General features: G+C 40.4%; 28 protein-coding genes. 7 read left to right on the top strand and 21 right to left on the bottom strand.

Going from position 1 to position 26,008, the window contains the following annotated elements; translation table 11 throughout:
• Nucleotides 1-92: 92 nt before the first annotated feature.
• Nucleotides 93-398, top strand: a complete 306-nt coding sequence (locus QUF73_05385) for a hypothetical protein (protein ID MDM5225638.1) — start codon at nucleotides 93-95, stop codon at nucleotides 396-398.
• Between the two features lie 40 nt (nucleotides 399-438).
• Here QUF73_05385 and QUF73_05380 read toward each other — a convergent pair whose 3' ends face one another.
• The 3 genes from QUF73_05380 to QUF73_05370 form a co-directional block, all read right to left on the bottom strand.
• Nucleotides 439-1,038, bottom strand: a complete 600-nt coding sequence (locus QUF73_05380; protein ID MDM5225637.1) for a response regulator transcription factor — start codon at nucleotides 1,036-1,038, stop codon at nucleotides 439-441.
• Nucleotides 1,035-2,171 (bottom strand): sensor histidine kinase, encoded by a 1,137-nt coding sequence (locus tag QUF73_05375; protein ID MDM5225636.1) that lies wholly within the window; start codon nucleotides 2,169-2,171, stop codon nucleotides 1,035-1,037. The genes QUF73_05380 and QUF73_05375 overlap by 4 nt, the downstream gene beginning before the upstream one ends.
• Before the next feature lie 94 nt (nucleotides 2,172-2,265).
• Complete coding sequence (locus QUF73_05370; GenBank protein ID MDM5225635.1) at nucleotides 2,266-3,309, bottom strand: fatty acid desaturase; 1,044 nt, start codon at nucleotides 3,307-3,309, stop codon at nucleotides 2,266-2,268.
• A gap of 258 nt (nucleotides 3,310-3,567) precedes the next feature.
• Between QUF73_05370 and QUF73_05365 the strand changes: the two genes are divergently transcribed.
• Nucleotides 3,568-3,861: a hypothetical protein gene (locus QUF73_05365; protein ID MDM5225634.1), complete on the top strand. Its 294-nt coding sequence runs from the start codon at nucleotides 3,568-3,570 to the stop codon at nucleotides 3,859-3,861.
• A gap of 55 nt (nucleotides 3,862-3,916) precedes the next feature.
• On the opposite strand, the gene QUF73_05360 is transcribed toward QUF73_05365, so the two are convergent.
• The 4 genes from QUF73_05360 to QUF73_05345 form a co-directional block, all read right to left on the bottom strand.
• Nucleotides 3,917-4,573, bottom strand: a complete 657-nt coding sequence (locus QUF73_05360) for a spore coat protein (GenBank protein ID MDM5225633.1) — start codon at nucleotides 4,571-4,573, stop codon at nucleotides 3,917-3,919.
• 103 nt (nucleotides 4,574-4,676) lie between these two features.
• Nucleotides 4,677-5,258, bottom strand: a complete 582-nt coding sequence (locus QUF73_05355; GenBank protein MDM5225632.1) for a branched-chain amino acid aminotransferase — start codon at nucleotides 5,256-5,258, stop codon at nucleotides 4,677-4,679.
• Between the two features lie 23 nt (nucleotides 5,259-5,281).
• On the bottom strand, nucleotides 5,282-6,688 hold the full coding sequence (locus QUF73_05350; GenBank protein ID MDM5225631.1) for a DEAD/DEAH box helicase: 1,407 nt from the start codon (nucleotides 6,686-6,688) through the stop codon (nucleotides 5,282-5,284).
• Nucleotides 6,689-6,824: 136 nt separating this feature from the next.
• Nucleotides 6,825-7,268, bottom strand: a complete 444-nt coding sequence (locus tag QUF73_05345) for a YndM family protein (protein ID MDM5225630.1) — start codon at nucleotides 7,266-7,268, stop codon at nucleotides 6,825-6,827.
• Between the two features lie 207 nt (nucleotides 7,269-7,475).
• Between QUF73_05345 and QUF73_05340 the strand changes: the two genes are divergently transcribed.
• Entirely contained in the window at nucleotides 7,476-8,000 is a 525-nt protein-coding gene (locus QUF73_05340; GenBank protein MDM5225629.1) for a ribonuclease H-like YkuK family protein, read from the top strand.
• Between the two features lie 41 nt (nucleotides 8,001-8,041).
• Here the strand turns inward: QUF73_05340 and QUF73_05335 are convergent, their stop codons facing one another.
• Complete coding sequence (locus QUF73_05335; GenBank protein ID MDM5225628.1) at nucleotides 8,042-8,503, bottom strand: SRPBCC family protein; 462 nt, start codon at nucleotides 8,501-8,503, stop codon at nucleotides 8,042-8,044.
• A gap of 135 nt (nucleotides 8,504-8,638) precedes the next feature.
• Nucleotides 8,639-11,215 carry a DEAD/DEAH box helicase gene (locus QUF73_05330; GenBank protein ID MDM5225627.1) on the bottom strand — a complete coding sequence of 859 codons (2,577 nt, stop codon included), beginning with the start codon at nucleotides 11,213-11,215 and terminating at the stop codon, nucleotides 8,639-8,641.
• Nucleotides 11,216-11,422: 207 nt separating this feature from the next.
• Here QUF73_05330 and QUF73_05325 point away from each other — a divergent pair, with 207 nt between their 5' ends.
• A complete protein-coding gene (locus tag QUF73_05325; protein ID MDM5225626.1) occupies nucleotides 11,423-11,956 on the top strand; it encodes a YceI family protein in 534 nt (177 codons plus the stop codon).
• 182 nt (nucleotides 11,957-12,138) lie between these two features.
• Here QUF73_05325 and dacB read toward each other — a convergent pair whose 3' ends face one another.
• Nucleotides 12,139-13,623 carry a D-alanyl-D-alanine carboxypeptidase/D-alanyl-D-alanine-endopeptidase gene (gene dacB / locus QUF73_05320; GenBank protein ID MDM5225625.1) on the bottom strand — a complete coding sequence of 495 codons (1,485 nt, stop codon included), beginning with the start codon at nucleotides 13,621-13,623 and terminating at the stop codon, nucleotides 12,139-12,141.
• 262 nt (nucleotides 13,624-13,885) lie between these two features.
• On the opposite strand from dacB, the gene QUF73_05315 reads away from it, so the two are divergent.
• Nucleotides 13,886-14,143, top strand: coding sequence for a YpbS family protein (locus QUF73_05315; GenBank protein MDM5225624.1), 258 nt, complete (start codon nucleotides 13,886-13,888; stop codon nucleotides 14,141-14,143).
• A gap of 49 nt (nucleotides 14,144-14,192) precedes the next feature.
• On the opposite strand, the gene QUF73_05310 is transcribed toward QUF73_05315, so the two are convergent.
• The 6 genes from QUF73_05310 to QUF73_05285 form a co-directional block, all read right to left on the bottom strand.
• Entirely contained in the window at nucleotides 14,193-14,510 is a 318-nt protein-coding gene (locus QUF73_05310; GenBank protein MDM5225623.1) for an MGMT family protein, read from the bottom strand.
• Nucleotides 14,511-14,576: 66 nt separating this feature from the next.
• The gene (locus QUF73_05305; protein MDM5225622.1) at nucleotides 14,577-15,386 is read right to left on the bottom strand and encodes an endonuclease; all 810 of its coding nucleotides are present in this window, start codon (nucleotides 15,384-15,386) and stop codon (nucleotides 14,577-14,579) included.
• Entirely contained in the window at nucleotides 15,383-16,348 is a 966-nt protein-coding gene (locus QUF73_05300; protein ID MDM5225621.1) for a S8 family peptidase, read from the bottom strand. The genes QUF73_05305 and QUF73_05300 overlap by 4 nt, the downstream gene beginning before the upstream one ends.
• A gap of 192 nt (nucleotides 16,349-16,540) precedes the next feature.
• Nucleotides 16,541-17,053, bottom strand: coding sequence for a mismatch-specific DNA-glycosylase (locus tag QUF73_05295; protein MDM5225620.1), 513 nt, complete (start codon nucleotides 17,051-17,053; stop codon nucleotides 16,541-16,543).
• A 136-nt stretch (nucleotides 17,054-17,189) separates the two neighbouring features.
• Complete coding sequence (locus tag QUF73_05290; GenBank protein ID MDM5225619.1) at nucleotides 17,190-17,381, bottom strand: YbxH family protein; 192 nt, start codon at nucleotides 17,379-17,381, stop codon at nucleotides 17,190-17,192.
• A gap of 107 nt (nucleotides 17,382-17,488) precedes the next feature.
• Nucleotides 17,489-17,926, bottom strand: a complete 438-nt coding sequence (locus QUF73_05285; protein MDM5225618.1) for a peptidylprolyl isomerase — start codon at nucleotides 17,924-17,926, stop codon at nucleotides 17,489-17,491.
• A gap of 164 nt (nucleotides 17,927-18,090) precedes the next feature.
• On the opposite strand from QUF73_05285, the gene QUF73_05280 reads away from it, so the two are divergent.
• Nucleotides 18,091-18,747, top strand: coding sequence for an MtnX-like HAD-IB family phosphatase (locus QUF73_05280; GenBank protein MDM5225617.1), 657 nt, complete (start codon nucleotides 18,091-18,093; stop codon nucleotides 18,745-18,747).
• 344 nt (nucleotides 18,748-19,091) lie between these two features.
• Here the strand turns inward: QUF73_05280 and QUF73_05275 are convergent, their stop codons facing one another.
• From QUF73_05275 to QUF73_05255, 5 genes are all read right to left on the bottom strand, one after another.
• A complete protein-coding gene (locus QUF73_05275; GenBank protein MDM5225616.1) occupies nucleotides 19,092-19,616 on the bottom strand; it encodes an HD domain-containing protein in 525 nt (174 codons plus the stop codon).
• A 21-nt stretch (nucleotides 19,617-19,637) separates the two neighbouring features.
• Nucleotides 19,638-19,832, bottom strand: coding sequence for a hypothetical protein (locus tag QUF73_05270; GenBank protein MDM5225615.1), 195 nt, complete (start codon nucleotides 19,830-19,832; stop codon nucleotides 19,638-19,640).
• A 175-nt stretch (nucleotides 19,833-20,007) separates the two neighbouring features.
• Entirely contained in the window at nucleotides 20,008-22,086 is a 2,079-nt protein-coding gene (locus QUF73_05265; protein ID MDM5225614.1) for a PBP1A family penicillin-binding protein, read from the bottom strand.
• A 133-nt stretch (nucleotides 22,087-22,219) separates the two neighbouring features.
• Nucleotides 22,220-23,188: a ring-cleaving dioxygenase gene (locus tag QUF73_05260; GenBank protein ID MDM5225613.1), complete on the bottom strand. Its 969-nt coding sequence runs from the start codon at nucleotides 23,186-23,188 to the stop codon at nucleotides 22,220-22,222.
• A gap of 230 nt (nucleotides 23,189-23,418) precedes the next feature.
• Entirely contained in the window at nucleotides 23,419-25,656 is a 2,238-nt protein-coding gene (locus QUF73_05255; GenBank protein MDM5225612.1) for an AAA domain-containing protein, read from the bottom strand.
• Nucleotides 25,657-25,832: 176 nt separating this feature from the next.
• On the opposite strand from QUF73_05255, the gene QUF73_05250 reads away from it, so the two are divergent.
• Nucleotides 25,833-26,006: a hypothetical protein gene (locus QUF73_05250; GenBank protein ID MDM5225611.1), complete on the top strand. Its 174-nt coding sequence runs from the start codon at nucleotides 25,833-25,835 to the stop codon at nucleotides 26,004-26,006.
• The last annotated feature ends 2 nt before the right edge of the window (nucleotides 26,007-26,008 follow it).

The following is a 26,008-nucleotide window of genomic DNA, read 5'->3' as shown; positions in this document are numbered from 1 at the left end:
AAATTCTATTTGCAAAAGAAATGTCAACCAGATGAAAAATCTTGGATTTAAATCTATAATCAATATATAAATACATAAGGAGATTTATGATGATGAACAGCAAAGAGCTCGAAGAAAGAATTATTCAAAACTATCAGGGCGAAGAAAAAATGATGATCCTCGTTTTTGCCCAGTGGTGCATTAATCACAATTTAGATCCTGAGGAAATCTATTTAAAGGCATATCCGGATCAAAGGAAAAATATTTCACTGCAGGAAGCGCTGGAGCTGACAGTTCCAAAAGAAGAAGCGGGCGATGTGCCTGATGAGACATTGCTTGGTGTTCTATCATTGTTCGGGAATGATGATTTGGCCTTTGTCGTTATGGAAGAATTAAAGAAAATGAAAAAGGACAGCTAAGCCTGGATTTGGCTGCTGTCCTTTTATGCTGGAAACACTTTTATTTAAACCAGCCCTTCTCCTTGGACTGGGTAATAGCTTCAATTCTGTTCGTAACTTCCAGCTTGTCAAGGATAGCAGATATATAGTTACGGACGGTTCCTGTTTTAATGCTGAGCTGGTCGGCAATTTCCCTGGTGTTCTTGCCGTCAGCAATCAGCTCAAGCACCTCTTTTTCACGGTCTGTCAGCGGATTTTCTTCTCCATATACATCATCCATCAATTCAGGTGCATAGATGCGCTTTCCTTCGATGACGTTTCTGATTGAGCTGGCCAGCTCCTCACTTGGGCTGTCTTTTAATAAGTATCCTCTTACACCAGCCTTAAGGGCACGCTGAAAATAGCCTGACCTTGCAAAGGTTGTAAGAATAATAACTTTGCATCCCATGCCTTTCAATTCTTCTGCCGCTTCCAAGCCGCTTTTTTCCGGCATTTCAATATCCATGATGCAAACATCCGGTTTGAGCGTTTGGACAAGAGATATGGCTTCCTTGCCATTCGATGCTTTGCCAATGACCTCCATATCGTCTTCGAGATTTAGCAGGGATCCTAAAGCACCAAGCACCATCCGCTGGTCTTCAGCTATGACGATTTTAATCATGCCTTTTCCTCCTTATTTGTTTCCTTCACGACTGTTGGCACCTTCATTGTAATCGTTGTTCCATTTTTAGATTCAATATCCAGGCTTCCATTGACAAAGTCGAGCCGCTCTCCTAATCCAAGCAGTCCTGACCCCCTGCCGATATCTGTTGAGGGATTAATGCCCACTCCGTTATCCTGGACAGTAATGCTAACTTCATTCCAGGTTTGTTCAATGCTGATGCGGCATTCTGTTGCATTACTGTGTTTTACCACATTTGTCACAGCTTCTTTCATGCACATGCTTAGAATATTCTCAAGGAAGAGTGACACATTCTTTAATTTAATATCTTCTTCCCCGATGAATTCGATAGAGGCGGCCTTTAAGATTTGCTTAACAAGAATAATTTCTTCCTTCAGCCTGATTCCCCTCATCTGAGAGACCATTTTTCTTACTTCGTTTAATGCTGTTCTGGCCGTTTGCTGAACGTCTACAAGCTCTTCCTTTGCCTGGTCAGGATCCTTGCTGATGAGTTTCCTGGCCAGATCGCTTTTTAACCCGATAAGAGACAATTTTTGGCCGAGTGTATCATGAAGATCACGGGCAATCCGCTGCCTTTCTTCCTGTTTGACAAGCTCTGCGATCCTTTTATTGGCATCTTCGAGCTGTTCCTCAAGCTTTTCCTGCTTTTTCCTATTGTGAATGTTAAAAGGAAGCAAAATAACACTGATCCAGATGATAATGATAAAAGGTATCTGCTCGAGAAATAATGGCTCTTGTGTGACAAAATTAATGTTTATTGAGATGGTGGTTGCAACCAGATGGATAACATATAACGTTAAAAATGCAATCCTGTTTTTGATATGGCCATTGTAATAAGCAATATAAAAAGCAAAATAAATAAACGAAAACAGAATGGTCATCGTAATCGATATGCTGATTAAGATGCCAGTCCATAGATAGACAGGCCACTTCCGCGATATAAAGGCAAAACGCAAAGATATAAAAAATAAAATGGTCAGGATAATTCCTACGGCTATGGCGATTTTAGAGGTGGATCTAAAGATGAAATAAAACGGCAAAATGCTGAATACACTCCATATATAAGGAGAAGTGCCTGAACTTTTCAATGTGGTGAAATACTTTTTAAACATGTGAGGTACCCTCTTTTTGTTCGTGAAATATTGAAACAGCTCCTTTGCTATCATATCACAAAGGAGCTGTTCTTCAGTAGATTATAGGATTAGTTTATGGCTTCACAGATGCCGTTTTCGCTCTGCTCTGTTTTTTGCTGAGGGAAGACTGCTTGGCTGCTCCATATCCAGTAAAGTCCTGAGCATCTTCATCCCATAAGCGGAATCGAAGTGACTTCAGGCTGGTCGAAAGAGTAATCGTCGGTACATTCTGAAGCTCAGCTGTATTATAATGTGCGCTTTCGAGATTATAGTTAGGCACTCGCGGGCTTAAGTGATGAATATGATGGAACCCGATGTTCCCGGTCAGCCACTGAAGTACTTTTGGAAGCTTGTAAAAAGAGCTTCCTTCTACTGCCGCTTTTACATACTCCCACTTATCATCTTCTTCAAAATATGAGTCTTCGAATGTATGCTGTACATAGAAAAGCCAAATCCCGGCTGCTCCGGAAATCAAAAAGATAGGTCCCTGCACCATCAGGAATGCTTCCCATCCGATGGCCCAGCACATGAACGCATACAAACCAGCGATGGCCGCGTTTGTAAGATAAGTATTGATGCGTTCATTCTTTCTTGCCCCTTTTCTGTTAAATCGGTTTTTTAACAAAAATACATAAATCGGGCCAAGCCCTAACATGACGAACGGATTGCGGTAGATGCGATAGGCTGCACGTGTCGACCAAGACGCATCCTGGTATTCCTTCACTGTCAGTGTCCAGATATCTCCTGTACCACGCTTGTCCAGATTACCGCTTGTTGCATGGTGAACATTGTGGTCATGCTGCCACTGGTGATAAGGGAAAATGGTAAGTATCCCTGTGATTGTGCCGATGACTTTGTTTGCTTTGCGATTTTTGAAAAAGGAATGGTGGCAGCAATCATGGAAAATGATGAAGATCCTGACCAGAAAGCCTGCTGCAATGACAGATATGCCAAGTGTCAGCAGGTAAGAAAAGCTCAGGCTCTTATAAGCAAGGAACCACAGCAGGAAAAAAGGTCCCAGAGTATTGACCAGCTGCATGATGCTGCGTGTTAAATCGGATTTTTCATAGGGTGACATTTGTTTTTTTAAGTTGAGTTGTTTTTGTTTAGAAGTCATTTTTTAATTCCCTTCTTCATGACGTTAACCTTATGATAAAGGGTTTTCAGAAGGTTTTGTAGACATGAGTGTCATGTCCAAACCATGATAAATGTCATGGTTTGGACAAAAATTAGGATGAGATCCTATAAACAGACTATAATTCTTATGTTTTCCCCGAAAAAAATTTTTATTTTATAGGATTATTTTGCCTCACACATGACTTCTATTTTCGTAGGACATAATGAAATTGATATTAATTAAAAAGGAGAGTTTTGTATGCGCAGCCATAATCAACTCGGCAAAACAGATATCGATTCACCCATACAAGCTTCAATTGAGCAGATTTGGCAGAATATGTGTGGAGGCTGGGATCAATTCAATCAATCAGCCGTACTGGATTTTTTAAGCCAATGTGAGGAAAAAGGCATTGATTCCCAATTTGCAATGAGCTGGATTGAGAAAAATAAAGATAAGATTCCGGATTGGCAGACTGTTTCCAGAGTATCTCTTGATTGGATGAATCAGCATACAGCTGCTGGCTCTCCATTATCGGATGAGACCTTTAAATAACCGCATATGAAAAAGAATGTAAGAGCCCCTTGGCATATTACCAAGGGGCTCTCTTTTAATGTGGAATATTAGGGTTTGGCATTTGCCCTTGAGCTGGCATTTGCCCCTGTGCAGGTGCATATGCATATGCATTTAACATTTGCTGCATATCCTGCTGTGTAAACTGAGGTACCTGGTAATAATGATGTTTGTTTTGATAAATCGAAAGTTCATAAGCCATCTCAATGCAATTTGGGACTGAATCAGCCAGTACTCTCCGAACAACTGGATTTGTTGTTTCGAGTGCAGCCATTGTTTTCATGGAAGCGGCCGATTTTAATGCTCCCAGAAGGCAGCCGGAAACTGTTTCTTCATTCATTTCGGAGACAGATTGAATTGGTTTTTTTGGCTGAGAAGACTTTAAACCATAAATAAAATCATTATTCTGGTTCATTTTATAGCTCTGTGTTGGCTTAGAAGGATCTTTGCCTGTCTGGAAGCATTCCAGTGTAGTATTGTATTCCTCTTGCACAAATTGATATTGGCGGTCCATTATACTTGCCAGTTCCTGATCTTGTACGTGCTGACGCAATAGTGAGTATGTGTTTAAGGTGCCGACTGCACCTGATAAAACCTCATGAACATCAAGAACTTCATGTGCTCCATGATTGAGCTGCTGAGGTATATTTCCAGTATGCATATTTTGATGCATTTGGTTAGGCTGATTTTCCATTTCGATTCCTCCTTTTTTATTAACCATCTTTATCATGCAGAATTTTAAATAGAAATATCCATAAAAAAATAAATAAAAAAAGCAGTTCGATTGAACCGCTTTTTTAGTTCACTTCCTCAATTGTTTCTGCCAGCAGGAATAGATATCTGTATATTAAATTGTAAGCATCGTTTATGGTCATATCCTCTTTAAAGCCCTCTAAGTCATCCAAAGCAAAGTTGAGCTCCCATAACCCATCTTGCTGGTTAAACATTAAATCAAATGTTGCTGAATCACCTTGTAAGGTACTTTTCAAATAAGACCTAATTGCTTCTGCTTTCTTTTTAGGCAGTTTTAGTCCAAGCATGACATCATAGGTTCGGAACAGGTCATCGAATTCAAATGAGATGGCGTCAGCACCAATAATCCCAAACCATTCAGACTCAAGGTACATAAACTCTTTAATATTTTTCACAAAATAATCGATAGGCTGTTTTAAAAAATCGGGCGTCTCCTGTGAGAGCACTTCTTCTGTTTCTTTGTTTCCTCTCTCTATATAAGCAGTTGTAAAGCGGGTTTCAGGATTTTTGATTATTAAAGATTCAGCATTTGATAAGAGCTGATGCTTTTCAGCAAATTCTTTTTCTTCTTTGTATATTTCGTTTCCTGGTTCCTTGAGATGATTTTCAATCCGTTCTTTTAACATTTCGCTCCTCCTTTTAATTATGGTTACCTTCCGCGTCTTTTTGACTTGTTGCTAACAGATTTAGGCGCTGAAGCCTTCTTTTTTGATTGTGACTTGCTCCGGTTTACATTACCAGCTGAATTCAATGGTTTTGATTTTTTACTTTTCCCTTTTCTGCTCTTTGTTGGGGAAGTTTTGTCTTCATTCTTTTTTCTGTCTGCATCTTTCCGATTAACATCTTTCTTTCTTCCAGGTGAAACTGGTTTTTTTTGCAATTGAGAGTTTTTTTCTGATGACCTGGAAGGCTTTTGCCTTTCCTGGCTATTGCCAAGGTTCTGCTTGGAAATTGTAATGTTCAGCCCTTTTTCAATTGCTTCAAGGAGCGGTTTGTCTGCAGATGAATAAAAAGTGATTGCCATCCCCTTCATGCCGGCCCTTCCCGTTCTTCCGATGCGGTGAACATAGCTTTCAGGATCCAGTGGAATATCATAATTAAATACATGTGTGACACCTTCTACATCAAGTCCCCTTGCTGCTACATCTGTAGCAACCAATAGCTGTATTTCTGCATCCCTGAAACGTTTCATTACTTGTTCCCTTTTGGACTGGGATAAATCTCCGTGAAGCTGATCACAATGAAAACCATTTGATTTTAATGCTTCATAAAGCTTGCTTACTCTGCGTTTGGTCCGGCAAAAGATAACGGCTAAAAAGGGTCTGTGAGTTTGAATCATTTGCATGAGTGTTGCCTGCTTAGCCCGATCGATCGTATGTATCGCGATTTGCTTAACTGAATCTGCCGGCCCCTGAGTTTTTTCGACTTGAATATACTGTGGTTCTTTCAGGTGTTTTCTTGCCAGTTTTTTTATTTCTGCTGGAATAGTGGCTGAGAAAAGCATGGTCTGCCTGCTGCCTGGAGTCTCTTTAATAATATCCTCCACTTCATCCAAAAAACCTATATGAAGCATTTGATCGGCTTCATCCAAAACTAAAAAATCAGTTTTTGATAAATCAATTGTTTTTCTTTTAATATGGTCGAGCAGCCGTCCGGGTGTTCCAACAACAATTTGGACATTTTTCTTAAGTTTGTTCAGCTGCTTGTCTACATCCTGGCCGCCATACACAGCTAAAACCTCTATATTATCAGCAGCAGTCAGTTTTTGAACTTCCCCTGTGATCTGCAGGGCTAATTCTCTTGTGGGTGTTACAATCAGCGTTTGTATATGGGATGAGGCTGGCTCCAGCTTTTCAAGAATCGGCAGGATAAATGCAAATGTCTTTCCTGTTCCGGTCTGAGCCTGGGCAATGATATCCCTGCCCTCCATTAAAGCGGGAATGGCTTTCTCCTGGATGGGGGTAGGATGCCCGATGCCAGCCTTAAGCAAAAGCTCGGTTCGTTTTTTTGAAATGCCAAGTGTTAAAAAATCCTGCAAGTAAAACCCTACTTTCATTCTTTATCTTTTTAAAAAATTCACCTTATTAATATTGGGTGTTTGATGGCAAAATAGCAAGAGTATTCTTATGAAAGAATCAGAAAAACCCAAGCAGGCCGGTGAGCCCGCATTGGGTTTTTCTGTTTTGTGATTTTTAATCCCAATCCCGTGTCGGCTCTTTCTCCTCCGCCATTTCCATTCCATAAGCTAGGCGGGGGTTCAAGGCGGCTTCCTTGCGGTTATTCTGGTGATTGGATGCTGCGGTTTTGAGTATATAGCGGTGGACAAACACCTCGGAAAGGGTGATAATTCCTGCAGCTATGATGCTTCCCCATGCGATTTGCAGGTAACTGTTAAGCAGCACACTCCCAAACACCCATACAGATGCATAAACCAGGAAGAAATCAGCAATAAGGGCATTCCGGTTCCCCAGCCTCGGAAGTATGATGCGGTCACCGAGCAAATAGGACATCACTGTTACCAGAAGACTGAAAGAAACAATATCTGCAAAAGCGGCATCGAAGAATAAATCAAGTGCTATGGCAAAAGCAATCAAGCTTGATGCTAATTTAAGAATAAAAATGAGTGTTTTGTTCATAAGAGCTCCTCCTTTTACCATAGCTTTTATCAATCTGCCGAATCCCATTCATTTTCCTTTCACCCGCGGCAAAAGCAATTTTTTCAAAAAAATAAACAACTTGTTCAGGGCCACTCAATATAATGGTAGTAAAAAGGATTACATTTTAAGTTAAAGGTTGTGGAAGAGTGATACTCCGAGACAAAATACTTAATGTGGTGATAATAGGTGAGTGCTGAATATAAATTTCAAAATCTCCAGGAAAGGAATTTGACTTTTGAACAGGTATTCAACCGTATCTTACTCTTTATGAAGCGAAATCCCGATGGGAATTTCAGACTGATGATCGGAACAGACTCACAGGTCCATTGCAATCGCACAGTTTTTATTACCGGAATTGTTATTCAAAACGAGCGAAAAGGCGCCTGGGCATGTATTCGAAAAACAGTAATCCCCAGGAAAATGCTGCATCTTCATGAGAGAATTTCCTATGAAACCTCGCTGACAGAAGAAGTGGTCTCTCTGTTTACAGAGGAGTACAAAGACAAAATGTTTGATATCGTTCTTCCATTCATTTACAAAGGCGGCTCGTTCTCCATGGAAGGACATATGGACATAGGATCAGGCAAGAGAAATAAAACGAGAGAATTTGTGAAGGAAATGGTCTCCAGAATCGAATCAATCGGCCTCGAGCCAAAAATAAAGCCGGAAGCATTCGTAGCCTCCAGCTATGCTAATCGATATACGAAATAAAAAGAACTCAAGTTGATGAGTTCTTTTCATTGAGATGCAAACTAAACGCCTGCATGTTCCCTATATTCCTGTTCGGCTTTTGATGCGACAGCCTCTGTCAGTTCAGCAGTAATTTCCGGAAGAGCAGTATTAAGTAATGAATTGGCCACTTTAGCCATCATTCCCTCTGCTGATATTTCAAGTGACCCAGTCATGATGTTTATATTATTCCTTCCTTTTTCCGCAAGAAAATATCCATGTCCTGTAAACTTCTCATTAAGTCCTGTTAAATGAAACGTAACCTTTGTCGGCTCCTGCCAGCTCGTAATATCCACTTTTAATTCAATTTTTTTCTTAATAATCCCCATATCGCTTTTAAAGCTCCAGGTTGATTCTCTGTCACTTAGTACCTCATGTGCAATATAACCGGGCACTAAGGGTGCCCAATTTCCAATATCACTGACAAAGTTCCATATTGCCTTAATCGGTATGTTTACTTCCGCCTGATGTGTGCAGCTTACCATTTTTACCGCCCCTTTAAGACTTTCATAGTTGTTTTCCATGAATATCTATTCGGAATGGACGGGTAAAATTCATGAATTTGATTAATTTCCAGATGCCAAGTAAATAATAAATCTTCCTCTTCTCAAAAAGGGATATTACCTTCTGTAGTAATGGTACCTTCTCCTTGAACGTGAAGAATGACATTCATCACAGATTTGATATTCGTGTTCCCAGGGCAGTTTTTTGCCGCATTTTCTGCATTTTCTTGAGAGCTCTTTAATATCGGTTTTTAGTCTTTCGTGAACATGGTCGCTGATTTCTTCCCTTAATCTTTCCCAGTATAACGCTTCTGTTCTCTGCTCAAGACGATACAGGAACAGCAAATGCAGGCCTATTGCTTTATAAGTCAATTCCAGCTCTTCCAGATTCCGGTTCTTGATTCTCGGCTCGGGAAGCTCCTCCCCATCAATAATGGCATACATGGTTTCTTCCCATTGACGGACAAGATCATGTTCTTTTTTTGAAAATGGCAGATGGAGAAAACCATATAGGTCCATTAGGCCAAGCTTTGCTTCAATTTCTGTGCCGCGTATCCTTTCATATAGGTCTCTCTCCTCTGTTAATGCCGCTTTTTTGGTTCCTCTGGGGCTCTCAAACTTATCCCACAGCTCAAAGAATGATCCGAGATCGCGGTAATACCTTTGGAATCTTTCAAATACTGTATTTGTTGGGGCTATGGCAAAGCTGTGGACCGGGGCATCCTCCATTTCAAGCAAGGCCTTCATTCTTTTAATATCTTTTGTAAAAGCAACTTTCCCAATGTTGTAAAGCCCTTTTCGTCCTGCCCTTCCAGCAATTTGCTTAACTTCCTGTGAAGTAAGGGTTCTCCTTTTCGTTCCATCAAACTTATCATTTTCCAAAAAAACAATTCTGCGGATAGGCAGGTTGAGTCCCATCCCAATGGCATCAGTGGATACGATGACGGAAGTTTCTCCCTTTATAAAACGCTGGACTTGTTTTTTTCTGGTTTCAGGAGGCATCGCTCCATAAATCATGCTTACTGAGTGGCCTTCCTGCTGAAGTCTTGAGGCAGTTTCAAGTACTCTCTTCCTTGAAAAACAGATGAGTGCATCGCCTTTTCGTACATGACTGAATTTGAATTCCTTTGCTTCGACTTCAAGAGGAATATCCCGGCTGTATTCATTCAGTTCAATATCTGCTTCGCCAAGAAGCTGGAGCATCATGCTTTTAGCGCTGCGGCTGCCAATGATATGGACTTCATTGGCATTTGCCTTGGTAATTGCTTTATACCAGGAAAAGCCTCTGTCCTTATCCGTGATCATTTGGGCTTCATCAATGACAATGACGTCGTAATAGTCCTTTTCGTAGAACATTTCTACGGTGCTTGAAAGATGCTCAGAACCGGAAACTGCCTTTTCCTCTTCACCGGTTTTCAAAGAACACGGTATACCTTCGCGGTTCAGTTTATCATATACTTCGAGTGCCAATAGCCTTAAAGGTGCCAGATACATGCCGCTTTGGGCTGATTTCATTCCTTCAAGGGCATGATGTGTCTTCCCTGTATTAGTTTCACCAATATGAAGTACATACCTTTTGGCCCGTTCCACAGAAGGGCTGTATTCCTGCCCGAATATATATTCGAGGATGCGTTCCTCTTCTTCTTTCTTCCTCTGCTGCTCAGCTAATTCTTCTGCTATTTTTCTTTCCCTGTCAGCAATGTCCTTCTCGAGCAGATCTTTATGGACTACAGGGTCAAACGGTATATCCGCTAAGCTAAGCAGATCTTCAATATATTCCTCCTGAATGCTGTCAAAAAAGCTTTCATCAAGATCCTGAAGTGTATGGGCCATTAACTTCTTCACCGACTTACCTGTCAGCGGTTTCTGATAAGCGTCTTCATATTCCTCGAATAAATGATGCGGAAGGTTCTGCAGGACGAGCGATTGCAGAGAATCGGACAGAAATCCTGATATATGGTTCTTATAGACATAGTAATAGGCTTCATATTCAAAATAGCCTTTGCCCCCATAAGATGCTTTATGAATATTTCCTGTCAGCTCATCAAAGAATTCCCCCATTACAGTATAATCACCTGCCTCAAACCTGCCTGTCTCATCAAGCTTTTCCTCTAGAGCAAAGGTATCCACTTTTTGATATCTTATCTTGTTTCTAAAATCGGAAGCCAGCTGCTTTGAAGCCATATGTCTGACATGAAGATAAAGAAGGCTATAATCTCTTTCAATAATTTCATCAATATTCTTTTCAATCTCTTCGCGGATGCGATACTTCTTTCGCTGAAGCCGCTCCTCTTCTGTTTTTTGCAGATAATGAGCCCGTGCAGTCTCATAGAGCTCAGCCCAGGCTTCATTATTGCTTTCAAATACGTCATTAAGCCAGTCCAAACTGTTAAATGGCTGATAATCCCTCATTTCAGTCCGGAAGAGGTGATTGATTATTTTCCTGTCAACATTTTCTGTGTCGTACCCTTTTTCACTTAGATATTTCTTTTTTTCATGCTTGGAAATTTTAGCAGTGATTTTATTCAGCCATACATTTACCCAGATTTGATCAATATAATGAAATCTTTCAGAAAGATATTCCTTATAGGAGGGCATCGACTCTTTACTGCCCAGATAGCGTTCGGCATCCTCCAGGATTTTTATTTTGGTATGCTCTGCAGCATTATTGTAAATCTGTTCAAGCTGATTCATGGTCCGTTCCCCTTTAAACATCACTAAACCGTAATGTAATAATTATGACTTAGGTTATGTATGAAATTGATAATTTAAGTAGTCTTCATTTTACCATCTTTTGAAAAAATATCATTGACATAAAACTTAAACCGGCATATAATTTATCTAGAATTAAAATATCTTGAATTCAAAACAAGTGAATTCGAACTATTGGAGGAGAAAATTATGGCTAAAACAAAATGGGCAGTTGACCCTGCACACAGCAGTGTGGATTTTTCTATCAAGCATATGATGATTGCAAACGTGAAAGGCAGCTTTAATAGCTTTGATGCAGAAATAATTGCAGATCCTGCAGATTTAACAACTGCTGATCTTACATTCAATGTTTCACTTTCAAGTGTTGATACACGCAATGAAGATCGTGACAATCACCTGCGTTCTGCGGACTTCTTTGATGTTGAGAACCATCCGAAAATGACCTTTAAATCAACAAGCATTGTAAGCAAGGGTGATGATGAATATGATGTTACAGGCGATCTTACTATTCATGGTGCAACAAAAACAGAAACCTTTACTGTGACATATGAAGGATCAGGCAAAGATCCATGGGGCAATGAAAAAGTCGGCTTTACTGCTGCTGGAGCAATCAAACGAAGTGACTACGGCTTAACCTGGAATTCTGCCCTTGAAACTGGCGGAGTTCTTGTTGGAGATAAAGTGAAAATTGACCTGCAAATTCAGGCAGCAAAAGCAGAATAAGACAGAAAAGGGGCAGGTATACCGGTGATGGCATCCTGCCCTTTTCTTAATGGCTAAAAATGTACATATTCTAAAGTAAGATAACTGTCTCTGCTCTCGGGTCTAAGCTTGTCTAGTGTTGGGCTCCTAAGAGCTTGAGGCCATAAGCCGATAGGCGGGCGCCTTCCGCTTTTCTATTCATTTTATTGATTGGCTAATAACGTGGCAATTTTATCTTCAATAACCTTACCTTGACCGCCATCAGTTAAGTTATTCAGAATAATAGAAAAGATAAGCTCTTCCCCGCTGGACGTCTTAACATATCCTGATAATGAACTGACTGTTGAGATTGAACCTGTTTTTGCTTTGACATTCCCGGCGGCATTGGTGTTTTTCATGCGATTTCTAAGAGTTCCTCCCACCATCCGGTCTGTGTTGCCGGCAATCGGCAATGAGTTCAAATAGGAGCTGAACCATTCTTCGTCCTGGACTTCGAAAAGAAGTTTTGAGATTTCATTTGCCGGAATTAAGTTTACATGTGAGATTCCGGAACCGTCCCGGAGCACGAGAGTTTCCTGATTCATTCCAAAGGCTTCTGCTTGTTCATCTAATACCTCAAGCCCTTTTTCCCAGCTGCCTTCTCCTTTGGAAACTTTGCCCATTTCCTTGATTAATGTTTCTGCATGGCCATTATTGCTTAATTTCATAAATGGTATGAGCAAATCTTTGATAGGCATGGATTTATGCTCAGCAAATAGTTTTGCGCCTTCTGGGACAGGGCCTGCTTCTGTTTTCCCTTTGATTTTAATGCCTTGTTCAGCAAGAGAACGCTTCAATAGATCCAATGCGTAGCCAGTAGGCTCCCATACAGCAATCCATTCCCTTGAACGGCTGCCTTCAAGTGGAATTTCTCCTTCAATTGTAACTGTGTTCGTTCCGTGATCTCTTTCAATATGGATATCCTTCTTTTCGTCTTTAGAGACGGTTTTAGCCTTATTGACGATTTTTATGTAATCTGTTTCCGGCACCATTTTTACAATCGGTTCCTGCCCGGCTTTTTCTCCGGGATAAACCTCTACAATTACTGTGCCCGCGTCATAGTCCTCATTTGGGGAGGCAGTAAGTGCCGAGACTTGTCCGCCATAATACCATGATTCATCGCTCCATGATAGATCGGTTGAATAGCGTACATCATCATACCACGTGTCATCACCTATCAGGCTGCCATGAATAACTTTGATGCCTGCTTCTTTTACTTTAACGGCAAATGAATCAAAATCCTTTTTTAAAAGGGTTGGGTCTCCTTTTCCCTTTAAGATCAAGTCACCTTGAAGTGTCTTCCCATTTATTGATCCTGTGTGAAGAAGTTCTGTTGTGAACTGATAATTTTCTCCCAATGTTTCAAGAGCCGAAGCGGCTGTTAGGAGTTTCATATTAGAAGCAGGTCTTAAACGTATATCCCCGATATGGTCGTATACAAGCTCGCCTGTCTCTGCATTGCGGATACTGACTCCTGCAAGTCCTCCCCGAAGAATTGGATCATTATTAATCATTTGGTTCAACTGCTGTACAAGTTCGCTGCCTTCTTCCGTTGCCTGGACTTTAGGCGATTCGGGTTGAGCAAAAGGAATAAGTGCCAGCATAAATACCAGCAATAAACTGATATTTATTTTTACACTTTTTTTCATACGTATTAAGCCACCTTCCATTTTTGTTTCTTAACCTTTTCTTCTTAGAAAGGTGTGTTTCCTTTATTTCCATAATGAGGAAAAAGAATCAATTTTTGATTTACTTAACTATTTTATTCTCCACTTTAAAAGTTATGAGGACTGGATATTATTTCCTATTTCTTTCTAAAATAAATATTATGCTGCTAAGAATATTTATTCTTAAAATGCTATTAGAAAATGGTATGATAAAAGCAGGTGAATTTTTTAAGGGGTGGAAAGTATGAGTGTACATAAAGCAATATCAGAACATGTAGGAAAGCAGAATAAGATTATAACGAAATTTGCTGCCCTGGAACAGCAGCGCGAATACTATATTGAGCAAGCATTGGATTTATGCAGGCGAGGACTTCCATTTTCTGCGGATAAGATAAATGAAGTAACTGCTGAAATCAATGAACTTTCTAAACAGGGAATTATACCTGCAAGAAAGTATGTAACAATTGAGATGATTGAGGAATATGCATCAAAGACAAAATAGGTACTTATGATTATATAGAAGCGTGACTTCCGAGTGGATGCACGCTTCTTTATATTTGCTGAGATGATTCGTGGACAAATTCCTGCAAATCAAGTCTTTTATTTATATTAAAGTGAATCCCCTCATTTTCTAATAGTTCTCTCTGCATGTCATGCAAATCTCCGTCTTTAAACCCAATTTCCCCTTTCCCATTCACAACCCGATGCCACGGAAGCTGATGCTTTTCACTTTGGGTATGAAGAATCCGGACCACCTGTCTTGCTCCTCGGGGGCTCCCGGCCAGCCTTGCGATTTGCCCATATGTCATGACTTTTCCTCTTGGGATGTTATTAATGATTTTTATAACTTTTTCTGTGAATGGCTGCACATGATTGCTCCTTTTTTATCTTATATTATAAAACAAACCCGCCTGAGTTTCAGGCGGGCTTTCTTATTATCCTAACATTTTCTTTGCACGTTCCGGAAAATCAATAAATGGGTTGCGGTTTCCCTGGAGTTCTTGAATGGCAGCGTTCCTATGCTTCTCATATACAGTCACTGGATATTCCGCATGCCATCTCAGTAAAATCTGCATATCCATCTGTTCTTCGATTTTAATTACTTTATTATATCTGACAGCAAAATAGAATACTGCTCTTGCAGCAATACCTTTTCCATATTCAGGCTCAAACTTTTCCTGTTCTGCCATTCCGCATCCGTTCCTGACACTCTCAGCCTCGAATTCCGGAGCATAGGTTTCAAAATCATAGTAGGGGAAGTTGCTTCTCATACTGTTGCATGCCGGTTCACAGGCAAACAGGTGATGGAGATCCCCTCTCATTGGCTGTCTTTCTTCAAACCAGGATTGCGGAATGACATGCTCTGTATTAAAAATAACTCTTTCACTGCTGCTGAAGCCGCTTTCCTGAATTGACTGCAGGAGCTTGAGATCCTGGTCAATGGCTTTAAGCGGGTCGATGCCTTTCCCTGAATATAAACTTTTTAGCTTGAGGTTTTCCTGCAGATCCACCCATGGATATACATATTGGTGAGGTGAGTAATCCAATTGCCGGTTATGGGTACGAACCATCAGAGTATGGATTTGTTCTGGGATGTCTTCTTTTTCAAAATCAAGGGTGCTGTAGTATTCCTCCTGATTGATGATATCCTTCTGAGCGTCGTAATAGGGTTCATTCTGAACACTTTCAATATACTTTGACTGAGCCTCTGCCCAAGCCGCTGAAATATTGTTCACTTTAATCATATAGCATTATGAACCATGGATTTGAATTGTCGGTCAAAGATCCCGGCTAAATGCTCAGGTACGGTTAAATAAACAAGCCCGTTTCCTTCCAGTTTAGGCGAATTGCCTAACGGAACTGTCCTTCTGATTAATTGTGCGTAAAGTTCTGGTTCTGAAAGTTTTCTTTCAAATTGCTTGTTTGCTAAATCTTTGATTAGGGCCAGCGCACCTGAAACGTGTGGTGCTGCCATTGAAGTGCCGCTAAGCGTTGCGTATTTCCCGTTCAAAAAGGTAGATAATATCTCTTCACCAGGTGCCACCAAATCTATTTCATTATGTGAGTTTGTAAATTCGGAAGAATCCCTCTCAAGGTTTATAGCACCCACACTAATCACCTCATTGTAGCAGCCGGGATAAGCAAACTCGTCGGTAGAATCGTCCCCATCCCCTTCATTTCCTGCTGCGCAGACCACAAGGATATTCTTTTTAACAGCAGCTTTTATCGCATCATGCAATTCAGGAACATCAGCTGGTCCGCCAAGTGACATGGAGATGATATCAGCATTTTGTTCGATGGCATAATGAATGCCATTAATGATCCATTCGTATTGGCCGGAACCATCCTTGTTTAAGACCTTCACAATAAGGAGATCAGCTTCAGGAGCTACCCCAATGACACCAGCATCATTTTCATGCGCAGCGATAGTCCCTGCAACATGGGTGCCGTGGCCATTATAGTCTTTGAAAATAGTAGGATCACTGTTATCGTCGTCTGTAAAATTCCGTCCTCCAGTTATTCGATCCTTCAGATCAGCATGGCTTAAGTCGCATCCGGTGTCCAAAACAGCAATTTTAATTCCTTTTCCTTTTGTTTCGTTCCACATTTTTGGCGCCTGAATCAATTCCACGCCTTTTGGAACTTCCTTAACATCCTCTTCCTGACCAATCACCTTAAAAGGAATAACACGAACATATTGCTCCATTTCTTTCCCTCCTTAAGAGATTAAATTGAAGCTGGTTCTTGCTGTTGGATCCATTTTAACAATTCTGAATATTAATTAACAGTACCGTTGGTAGCGAAATTTAATAGAATTGTGATAATAAAAAGGAAGAATTTGTGATATTTGGACTATGAATGCATTAGGCTTATATCAAAAAGCATTCAAGTAATTGGTTTATCTAAGAGTTTTTAAAAGCTCCGGAATCTCCTCATAGATTTGTATGATTTCATCTATTTTCATTCTGACAAGCCCGGAAGATGAAGGAGCAACAAAGTCGATAGTACCGGGAACTACTGATTCCTCCTGAATTCCCCATGGCAGCTTTTTTTTGCGGCTGTATTCCTGATATACCCCTTTTCCAACAAAGCAAATGACCTTTGGCTTAAGTTCAGCTATTTTTTTCATCAGCTCTGCTCTTCCTTCTATATATTCTTCCTTCGTTATTTCATCGGCTGCTTTAGTAGGCCTTGCAACAATATTTGTCATTCCATAGCCCAATTCCAATAATTTATAGTCTTCTGTTGCGGCGTATTTACGGGGAGTTAAGCCTGATTCATGAAGAATTTTCCAAAAGCGGTTGTTTGGGTTTGCAAAATGATGGCCGGTCTCTCCTGACCGAATGCTTGGATTGAAGCCGACAAAAAGCAAATCAAGATTTTTTTCCAAATGGTCTTTAATAGACTTCATATAACCATCCTCTCTTAATATCAAGGTATAGTTATTTTACATAAAATCCACTTGGGTTTAAAAGAAACACTCTTAAGTGGAAAATAGGGACAGGCGCCCTTCTCCATACCGCAGGGCGCCAAACATAGAGGAATTTCTACAATCCATACCTATTGCAATACTGAGCAACCATCTCTTCTATTTGGTCGTTTTCGGGGAATTTTCCGGAAAATTCGAATTTAAGTTCTTCTACAAATTTTCCATTATGAAAAACATGTATGGCACCGTTCTGGCTGATGACGCTAAATTCAGGCTCAAACCGGTAGCCGTTTCTTTCAATGGCACCCAATCACATCAACTCCAATACAGTTAGTTTTTCTTAGTATAAGGAATTTTCAGCCAGGTATTTATGGCAAAACAAAAAAAGAGCCAATTCGGCTCTTTTTGCTGAACTATTTATCCTTCAAGAATTTCAACTTTCTCCATAACATCGCCATTTCTCATCGCTTTGACTGCTTCAATGCCTGAAGTAACTTTTCCAAAAACAGTGTGAACACCGTTTAAGTGAGGCTGTGGCTCATGAACGATAAAGAACTGGCTTCCGCCTGTGTCACGGCCCGCGTGTGCCATAGATAGAGAACCTTCTTCATGCTTATGAGGGTTGCCTTCTGTTTCACATTTGATTGTATACCCAGGTCCGCCAGTTCCTGTTCCATTCGGGCAGCCCCCTTGGCTTACAAACCCAGGGATTACACGATGGAAAGATAAACCATTATAAAAGCCTTCGTTCGCCAGCTTTTTGAAGTTTTCAACTGTCCCTGGTGCCGCTTCAGGATATAGTTCAAATTCAACCTTTTCACCGTTTTTCATTAATATGTATCCTTTTTCTGCCATACTAATCATCTCCTTATGTAAAAATCAAATTAATAATACCATTAATCTCTCCAGGAATAAAATTAAAAGACGTTATTTCACTGATTGAACATAAAAAACAAAGGGTAAAGTTAAGATAGCATAGCAGTATAAAAAGCAGAAATGTCTTATTGGAGGTTTATAGAATGAAAAAATGGGCTTTTGTCTCAGATTTTGACGGAACAATTTCAAAAAGAGACTTTTATCTGATTATGATGGATAAATATTTTCCGGAGGGGCGCATTCTGATGCCCAAGTGGAAGGCTGGAGAGATAAAAGACATCGACTTTTTGAATAAAGTCTTCACTTCCATCAATCAGGATGAAGAACAAATTATCAGCGATATTTATTCAATAGAAATAGATGAATATGTACCTGATTTTATTGAAAAGATTCAGCAGAACGGCGGAGATTTTTATATTTTGAGTGCCGGCACAGACTATTATATTTATCATCTATTAAAGAAATTTGGAGTAGAACATGTTAAGGTTTTTTCGAATGAAGGGCATTATCATGAGAAGAATGTGCACATGAATATAGATAAGAATCATCAGCATTACTCTGAAAGATATGGTATTGATAAATCGAAGGTTATTCAGGACTTAAAGAAGGAATATGAAACTGTGGTTTTTATTGGGGACAGTGAACCGGATTCCCACCCGGCGGAGTATGCTGACATCACTTTTGCCAAAAATGGGCTTCAGGATCTTCTTCGGAAAAAAGACATATCCTTTGTGCCAGTAGAAGAATTTAGAGAAGTGGAAGCTTATTTAAGGGAAAAAGGCATATTGTCAAGAGAATAATGTTCACTCCAGGGCAAAGCCGCTTACTTTGCCCTGGAACGTTTGTATGTACTTTAACCAAATAACTCCAAAAATAAAATTAGGATAAATGTGATAAATGCATAAAATGAGAGATGCAGAAATACAGTTGTTAATTTAAATTTGATTTCTTCCACATTAAATGACTGTTGTCTTCGAGTCCTTGCCCTCACTGCCGCAACACCATCCCTGCACATAATAAAATTGATAATCGGATCATTTCCATAAATTATATTTCTTCATGAAACAGTCGCTTCCCTTCAAGAAATAGCAGTTTATAAGTAACGGATTTCCTGGGGAAGCGCATAACATGACAGAAATTTAGGTTATTCTTCTTTTTTCTTAAGATAATTATCAATCTTATTATCGAGAATTTCTAGGCTTTTCATAGCCCGCTCAAAATCGAGTTCACGATAATGATGCGCTCCTCCGGGTTCTTCATCTTTTTCATCTGCCAATTTGACAATGGATTGCAGCGGAGTTCTTACAACCTCACCGCCAGGCAGAAATGAATCCGTGTGAAAAAGGATGGATAAGGCAATTTCTTTTGCTTTAATCGGGTTTTCACCAAGCCTGATCAGGAGTTTATGTGCCCGCTCAGCACCTTTGATGGCATGAATGTCATTCTGCCGGTAAAGGTCGTAATCCCACTTTCCATTTTTGTACCAGGTATAATGGCCGATGTCATGCATGAAACCCGCTTTAGCCGCAGAATCAACATCCTCTTCGGATTCTTTTGCGAGCTGGAAAGCATGATAGGAAACTGCAATAGCATGAGCGATGCCGGAGCGTGTAATATATTTCTGTGCGATCCGATGCTGATATATATCGGTTAGTTTTACATCTCTCATGTAATCCCCCTCCAATCAGGATTAAAATTTCTTATTGAGCTTTTTTTGCTTATTCATTACTTCAAATGATTTTTCAATAATATCTGTTAAAACGTCGCCTTTATAAATCCTGCCGAGTTTCGTGTTTTCCTGATAATAATCCACAATTTCATCCAGCATATTTGAAGTCTCTTTTGATATGCGGACATTAAGCTGAATACGGGTTTCTCCACTCATATGAATCCTCCTAGCTATTAATATCTGTAAGCTAGCAATTCGCTAGCGTATGCTGTCGTTTTGTTAGTGGGTGCTATAAATACTTAGATTACACTGTTTTGCTGAATTATTCCAGTATAAAGTTTTACTGAGGCAAAAAAAGAGAACGGCTACTTTGGCCATTCTCAATCTTCTGCTAATTGCTGAATTGATCCCATTTGTCTTTCAGGAATCTGCCGAATTCCTCAAGTTCCTGCTTGCCTTCTCTCAATTTTTCCTTCCAGATTGGAAGATCTTCTCTTATTTTGCCTTCAAATTTTTCAGCCTGTTCTTTAATGGTTTGTCCAATTTCTTCTGTTAATTCCTTTTTTTCCAGCTTTTCGTTTACCGATTTAGTAGTAAATTCACCTTCCTGCATGTATGGCAGGCTAGATTCCATTATCGCCCTAAAAACAGGAACAGCTGTTTCAGAGCTGCTTTTTGACAAATAATGTTCCCTGTCTGTCTGGTCATACCCCAGCCAAACGGCGCCAACCAGATTCGGTGTATAACCTACAAACCATTGGTCTTTCGTTCCGTTAATGTCTTTATAAGGAAGCTGGGTTGATCCCGTTTTTCCGGCGATTTGAACTCCTTCTATCTTCGTTGCGCTGCCTGTGCCCGTTTCAACCACATTTAAAAGCATGGAAGTCATTTGATTCGATACCGTTTTCGTCGTAACTTTAACTGTTTCCTTATCGCGTTCGGCAATGATGCTGCCTGTTGGGCCAACTATTTTCGTAATCAAATGGGCATCTTGCCGCTTTCCGCCATTTGGAAATGCCGCATATGCTTCTGCCAGCTTTAAGGGTGAGACCCCTTTTCTCATTCCGCCTAATGCAATCCCTAAATATTCATCTTCTTTTTCAAGCGGTATGCCGAACCTGTCAAGCGCATCCAGCCCTTTATCAAGTCCTATTTCATTAAGGAGCCAAACGGCTGGGACATTGATAGAATCTTCCACAGCTTTATACATGGACACTTCGCCCGCATATTGCCCGGAAGCATTAGCTGGAGTGTAATCTCCGTATGTTACTTGTTCATCTTTCAGCATGGATGTTGGTGAGTAGCCTTCTTCAAGTGCAGGTGTGTAGACCGCTAATGGCTTGAGTGTTGATCCAGGCTGGGCTTTGATGTGTGTGGCCCTGTTGAATCCTCTGAAAACATGTTCACCTCTGCCGCCGACAAGCCCTCTGACACCTCCTGAAGCAGGATCAAGAAGGACAGCACCACTCTGGACAATTTCTCCATTCATGCCCGGAGGGAAGATTGAATCCTTTTCATAAACATTTTCCAGGCTTGATTGCAGATTCTGATCCATTTCCGTATATATTTTGTACCCTCTTGTAAAAATCTCTTCCTGGGTTAATCCGTACTTATTTATAGCTTCATCCAGGACGGCATCAACATAGTAAGGGTATTTTCTTTCTTGCTTGCTCCGTGTCCCTTCCTTTAATTGGATCTTTTCATTTACAGCGTTCTCATACTCTTCAGCTGAAATCATCTTGTGCTCTTTCATCTTTCCAAGGACAACATTCCTTCTTTTCATTGCCCTTTCGTAGTGATTGTAAGGATCGAGTGCAGAAGGCGATTGGAGCAATCCTGCAAGCAGTGCACTCTCGCTTATGCTCAGTTCCTTTGGGGTTTTGCTGAAATACTTATTGGATGCCTGTTCGATTCCCCATGAACCGCTTCCGAAATATACCTGATTTAAATACATTTGCAGGATTTCATTTTTTTTATAATTTTTTTCGATTTCTACGGCCAGAAACAGTTCTTCAGCTTTTCGCTTATACGTCTGTTCAGGGGAAAGCAAAGCATTTTTGGCCAGCTGCTGAGTAATGGTACTTCCTCCGCCGGTAATGCTCCCTGCAAATAAATTTCCAAAAAAGGCTCTGGCAATGCCTTTGATATCGAAACCGTAATGCTTATAAAAGCGTTCATCTTCAATTGCAATAACGGCATTGCCCACGTAATCCGGCAATTCTTCAATATTTGCACCCTCAGCCCTATTCTCCGCAAGTCCTGCAGCAGCATCACCATCTTTATCGTAAATAACAGTTGACTGCCTTAAACCTTCTTTTAAGGTCTCCACGTTTGCTGTTGCTGCCAGAAACGCAAAAAATAGAATGGTTAAAAGTATTATAGTTAGTGTTAAAAGAAGCAGAATTTGTGTCAGGTGCTTTTTGCGCCAAAACCCTGCAAAAGCTTCTTTGAAACGCTGAAATTTTTCCATGATGACTCCTTCTCTATTTCTTTAAGTTCCATTATTATATCCCCTTATTATATATTAAACGAATAAACTCTATAAAAAGTTTCAACTTCAAAAGTAAGGGACGAACACTTTTGTTCATCCCCTTACACTATTTTTATTCATTTTTGGTATCCAGAGGTTTTATTTTTGCCTCGATTTCCTCCCGCCTGTTTTCAATATATGGAGGAAGTGCAAGCTTTTCTCCTAATTGGTCGAAAGGTTCATCTGCTTCAAATCCAGGTCCATCTGTTGCCAGCTCAAAAAGAATACCGTTCGGTTCCCGGAAATATAAAGATTTGAAATAATACCTTTCTACAAAACCAGAGCTGGCAATCCGCAATTCTTTCAGTTTTCGTACCCAGTTTCTTAATTCCTCTTCATTTTCCACCCGAAAAGCAACATGGTGGACACTTCCCCGGCCTGGACGCTGCTTCGGCAAATCATGGCGTTCTTTAATATGGATTTCTGCTCCGTTTCCTCCTTCACCGGTTTCAAATACAACTACAGTATCTTCATCCAAAGAATATTTGCCTATTCTTCGATATTCCATTACTTCTGTAAGCAGGTTTGCGGTGGGTTCGAGCTCAGAGACGGTGAGCATTACGGGTCCGAGCCCGATTATTCCATGGTTTGGAGGAACAGCAGCTCTATCCCATGGCCTCCCTCCTTTTACTCCTTTATTATTTTGATCGGAAATCAGGGCCAAACGCTGGCCTTCGAAATCTTCAAAGAACAGCATCTTCTTTCCGTCTGCTTCTCTTATTTCTTCATGCAAAACATCTTGTTCTGACAGTCTCTTTTTCCAATAAAGAAGCGATTCATCAGATGGCACACGCAGAAATGTACAAGTTATACTGTCCGTCCCCCTGTAAGTGCGGCCAGCATTTTTAATTTCAAAAAACGTTAAGTCAGTGCCAGGGTTACCCCTTTCATCTGCATAAAATAAATGATACATCGTGGTATCATCCTGGTTTACTGTCTTTTTTACAAGCCGCATTCCAAGGATTCTGGTGTAAAACTCATAGTTCTTCTGAGCATTGGCTGTTATGGCAGAGACATGATGCTGCCCTTTTAATGGTTTCATATGATCACAACCCTAATCAATGTATTTTAGTATATTTTGATTGAACAATGAAAGGAATGCAACGGAAGCGCACAAAAAACACTTGTTTTCTTTATAGAATAATGCTATATTAGTAAAGCGATGAGCTAATTGCATAAGACGACAGACAAGCCTAACTGGCAATGCACTATGTGGAGTGCAGTCGGGTCGCCGCAATACGTATAAAAAGACGCCTCTCTGGGGCGTCTTTTTTATTTTAATTGAGATGTAAGATACGAGCATGCAGCAGATGAATGAAGCCTTGCAGCTACATATGGGGGCCGTGCGTTTTTATGAGTCTCAGCCGGCATCCCAAGCCACAAAATATGTCCGTCAATTATTATGCAGGGAAATGGAAAGCCGTTTGGCAATATCTCATCAGGAGCAGCGGAAGGGATAGAATGCTCGGCAAGGATGGTAAGCTTCGTTTGCGAAGGCCTCCCGGAAAGTGCCTGCCCCCACTCATTCCCCAGTTCTTGTCCCTCAGGCAGGGAAATAATAATCTCCTTTTTAGCTTTAGAAATATCCTCAAACACATTTTCCAGCTTTCTTGCATGCATCCATTGGAGGCGCGGATGCTGATTTTTGATCCATCTCCCAATCTGATCAGGATGAATGGCCTGTCCATTGTGCAGCTGGTGGTCTGCCAGCTTCCGCCATGTTTTGTTTTTAAATACGTTGTTGTGTATAAATTCCAAATCGCAAATATGAATAAATTTCCCTTTGGTTCTAGTTATGGCAACATTCATCAGTCTTTCGCTTTCTTTCCCGATTAATAGCATTCCAGCTCTGTCATGGGGCGGAGCATCGACAGAGTCAAAAATCATGACATCCCGTTCACTTCCCTGAAAACGGTGAACTGTTGCAGCAATAATATCAGCCGCAGATCTTTCCTGCTCGTATAGCTCACCCAGAAGCTGTTCCATTAATAATGCCTGTGCACGATACGGGGTGACATAACCTATGGACCTGCTTCCTCCTGTATAGGCTTCATGTATTAGCTGAAATCCCAGCAAAAGATCCCATAAATTAATTCTTGAATTTGAGCTGCCATCTTTTATGCCATATTCTCCTGATCCGGCTGTATTTAGCAGGATCGAGGCTTTGGCGGGAAAAGGCCTGCAGGCAGCGATATCAGATCTCGCAGCCAGAACATCCGGATGGTCACCTACAAGTGAATGGTAGATATGTTTATTCGAAAATGCTGAAATGTCCGGGTGCATACGGCGCTGCTCTTTTAATAGAAAAAGGTGCGGATGCAAGTATCCATCCTTGACTGCGTCAGAAACACCAGAGTGATGAAAGATATCCTCTCTTAGCCATTTTTCCGACAATTTTTGTTTCGAGGCAGCAATAGGAGGAAGCTGTTTAAAATCCCCGCAAATGATGACTCTTCTGCCAAGTGAAGCTGCAAAGGCAGCCTGTGGAACATAAGCCATGCTGGCTTCATCAATGATGACTAAATCAAAATTTTTATCGTAAATTGCCGGATCACTTGCAGCTTTTGCCAGTGTTGTTCCAATAATTGAAGCATTTTTTACAAACTCTATTTCTTTTTGCCTGATTTTTTCAAGTACTCCAGATAGCTTCTTTTCTATTTCAATAAGATGATTGGAATCTCTCTTGCTGAAGGATCGGAATAAATCCTGTTTAAGCAGGCGGCGTTCCTCAAATAGAGCAGCTTTTTGCTCCGAGAGATTAGTATGCTGCTTATTTAAAAGATACTCGGCTGTTAATGAATGATGATCGAATAGCGCTGGACCGATTTGTGACCCGTAACGAAGCAGATCCCCATCAGGAATTTTCCGTTTACCTGATGCAAACGATGAAATCTCTGCCATAAGGACATCTATTGCTTGGTTTGAATGTGCCAGAATGAGAACACTTTGGACTTTAAAGTATTTGTTGGCGGCCACACGTGCGAGTGTATAGGTTTTTCCTGTGCCTGGCGGACCCCAGACATATGTGACTGGATTATATTTTGAACGCAATATCAATTCATGGGCACCAGTCTTTACCTTATCGGCAGGGTGTTTGGGAGGCATGGAAGGATCCATCAATTTTTTTATTCTATTTCTTTTTCTTTTGCTGTCTTTTATGTCCTCTAAGCGCTGAAAAAGCTGATCCAATAGCTCCCAGGGATCATGAAGCAAATATGCTTCCGATAGATCGATTCCAATATCCTCTTCTAATGCCAATATGACATTATTTCCTTCCGCAGAAAGGATTCTTCCTTCCACCCTCTTTCTTCCCCATTCGATTTTTATGGAAGATCCAGTTGGAATTTTAATAGCAGAAGGTGTATCGAAAAAATAAGTATATGCATCTGATTTTGATAGCAGCTGCCCATTTAGCATTAAGTGGCGGGAGCTCCCATATTTTTTTAAATGTAAGATCTCAGCCTGGATGGCTTTTTGCCACTCTCTTATAAAGCCAAGTGTTGATGTCATTTGTATCTTCCTTTGTTCACTATTGTATTCAATTAGACTAATATATCATTTACTTGCCGATATGCAAAAGAAATAATGGCACCTGAATGATTCCAACAACATCAATAGGGTTAATTCCGCAGAAGTATGAGATAATGTGTTAATAACACTTTATGTGTAAAGAAAGAGGGATCAGTGTGAAGCGCAGAAATAAGTTCGAGCATAATGATATTGTTATTCTGATTGACACAGGAGAGAAAGTAACGATCAACAAAACCTGTTATGTGGCGAAAATGAAGAAATACACATATACAATTAAAGAAAATCCAAAAATGTTTTATTTTGAAGAAGAAATGAAGAAACTTTTATAGAA

This window comes from Cytobacillus sp. NJ13, from assembly GCA_030348385.1.
Lineage (GTDB): Bacteria > Bacillota > Bacilli > Bacillales > Cytobacillaceae > Cytobacillus.
The sequence above is the reverse complement of the archived record's forward strand: the minus strand, read 5'-3'. Positions and strand labels throughout refer to the sequence as shown.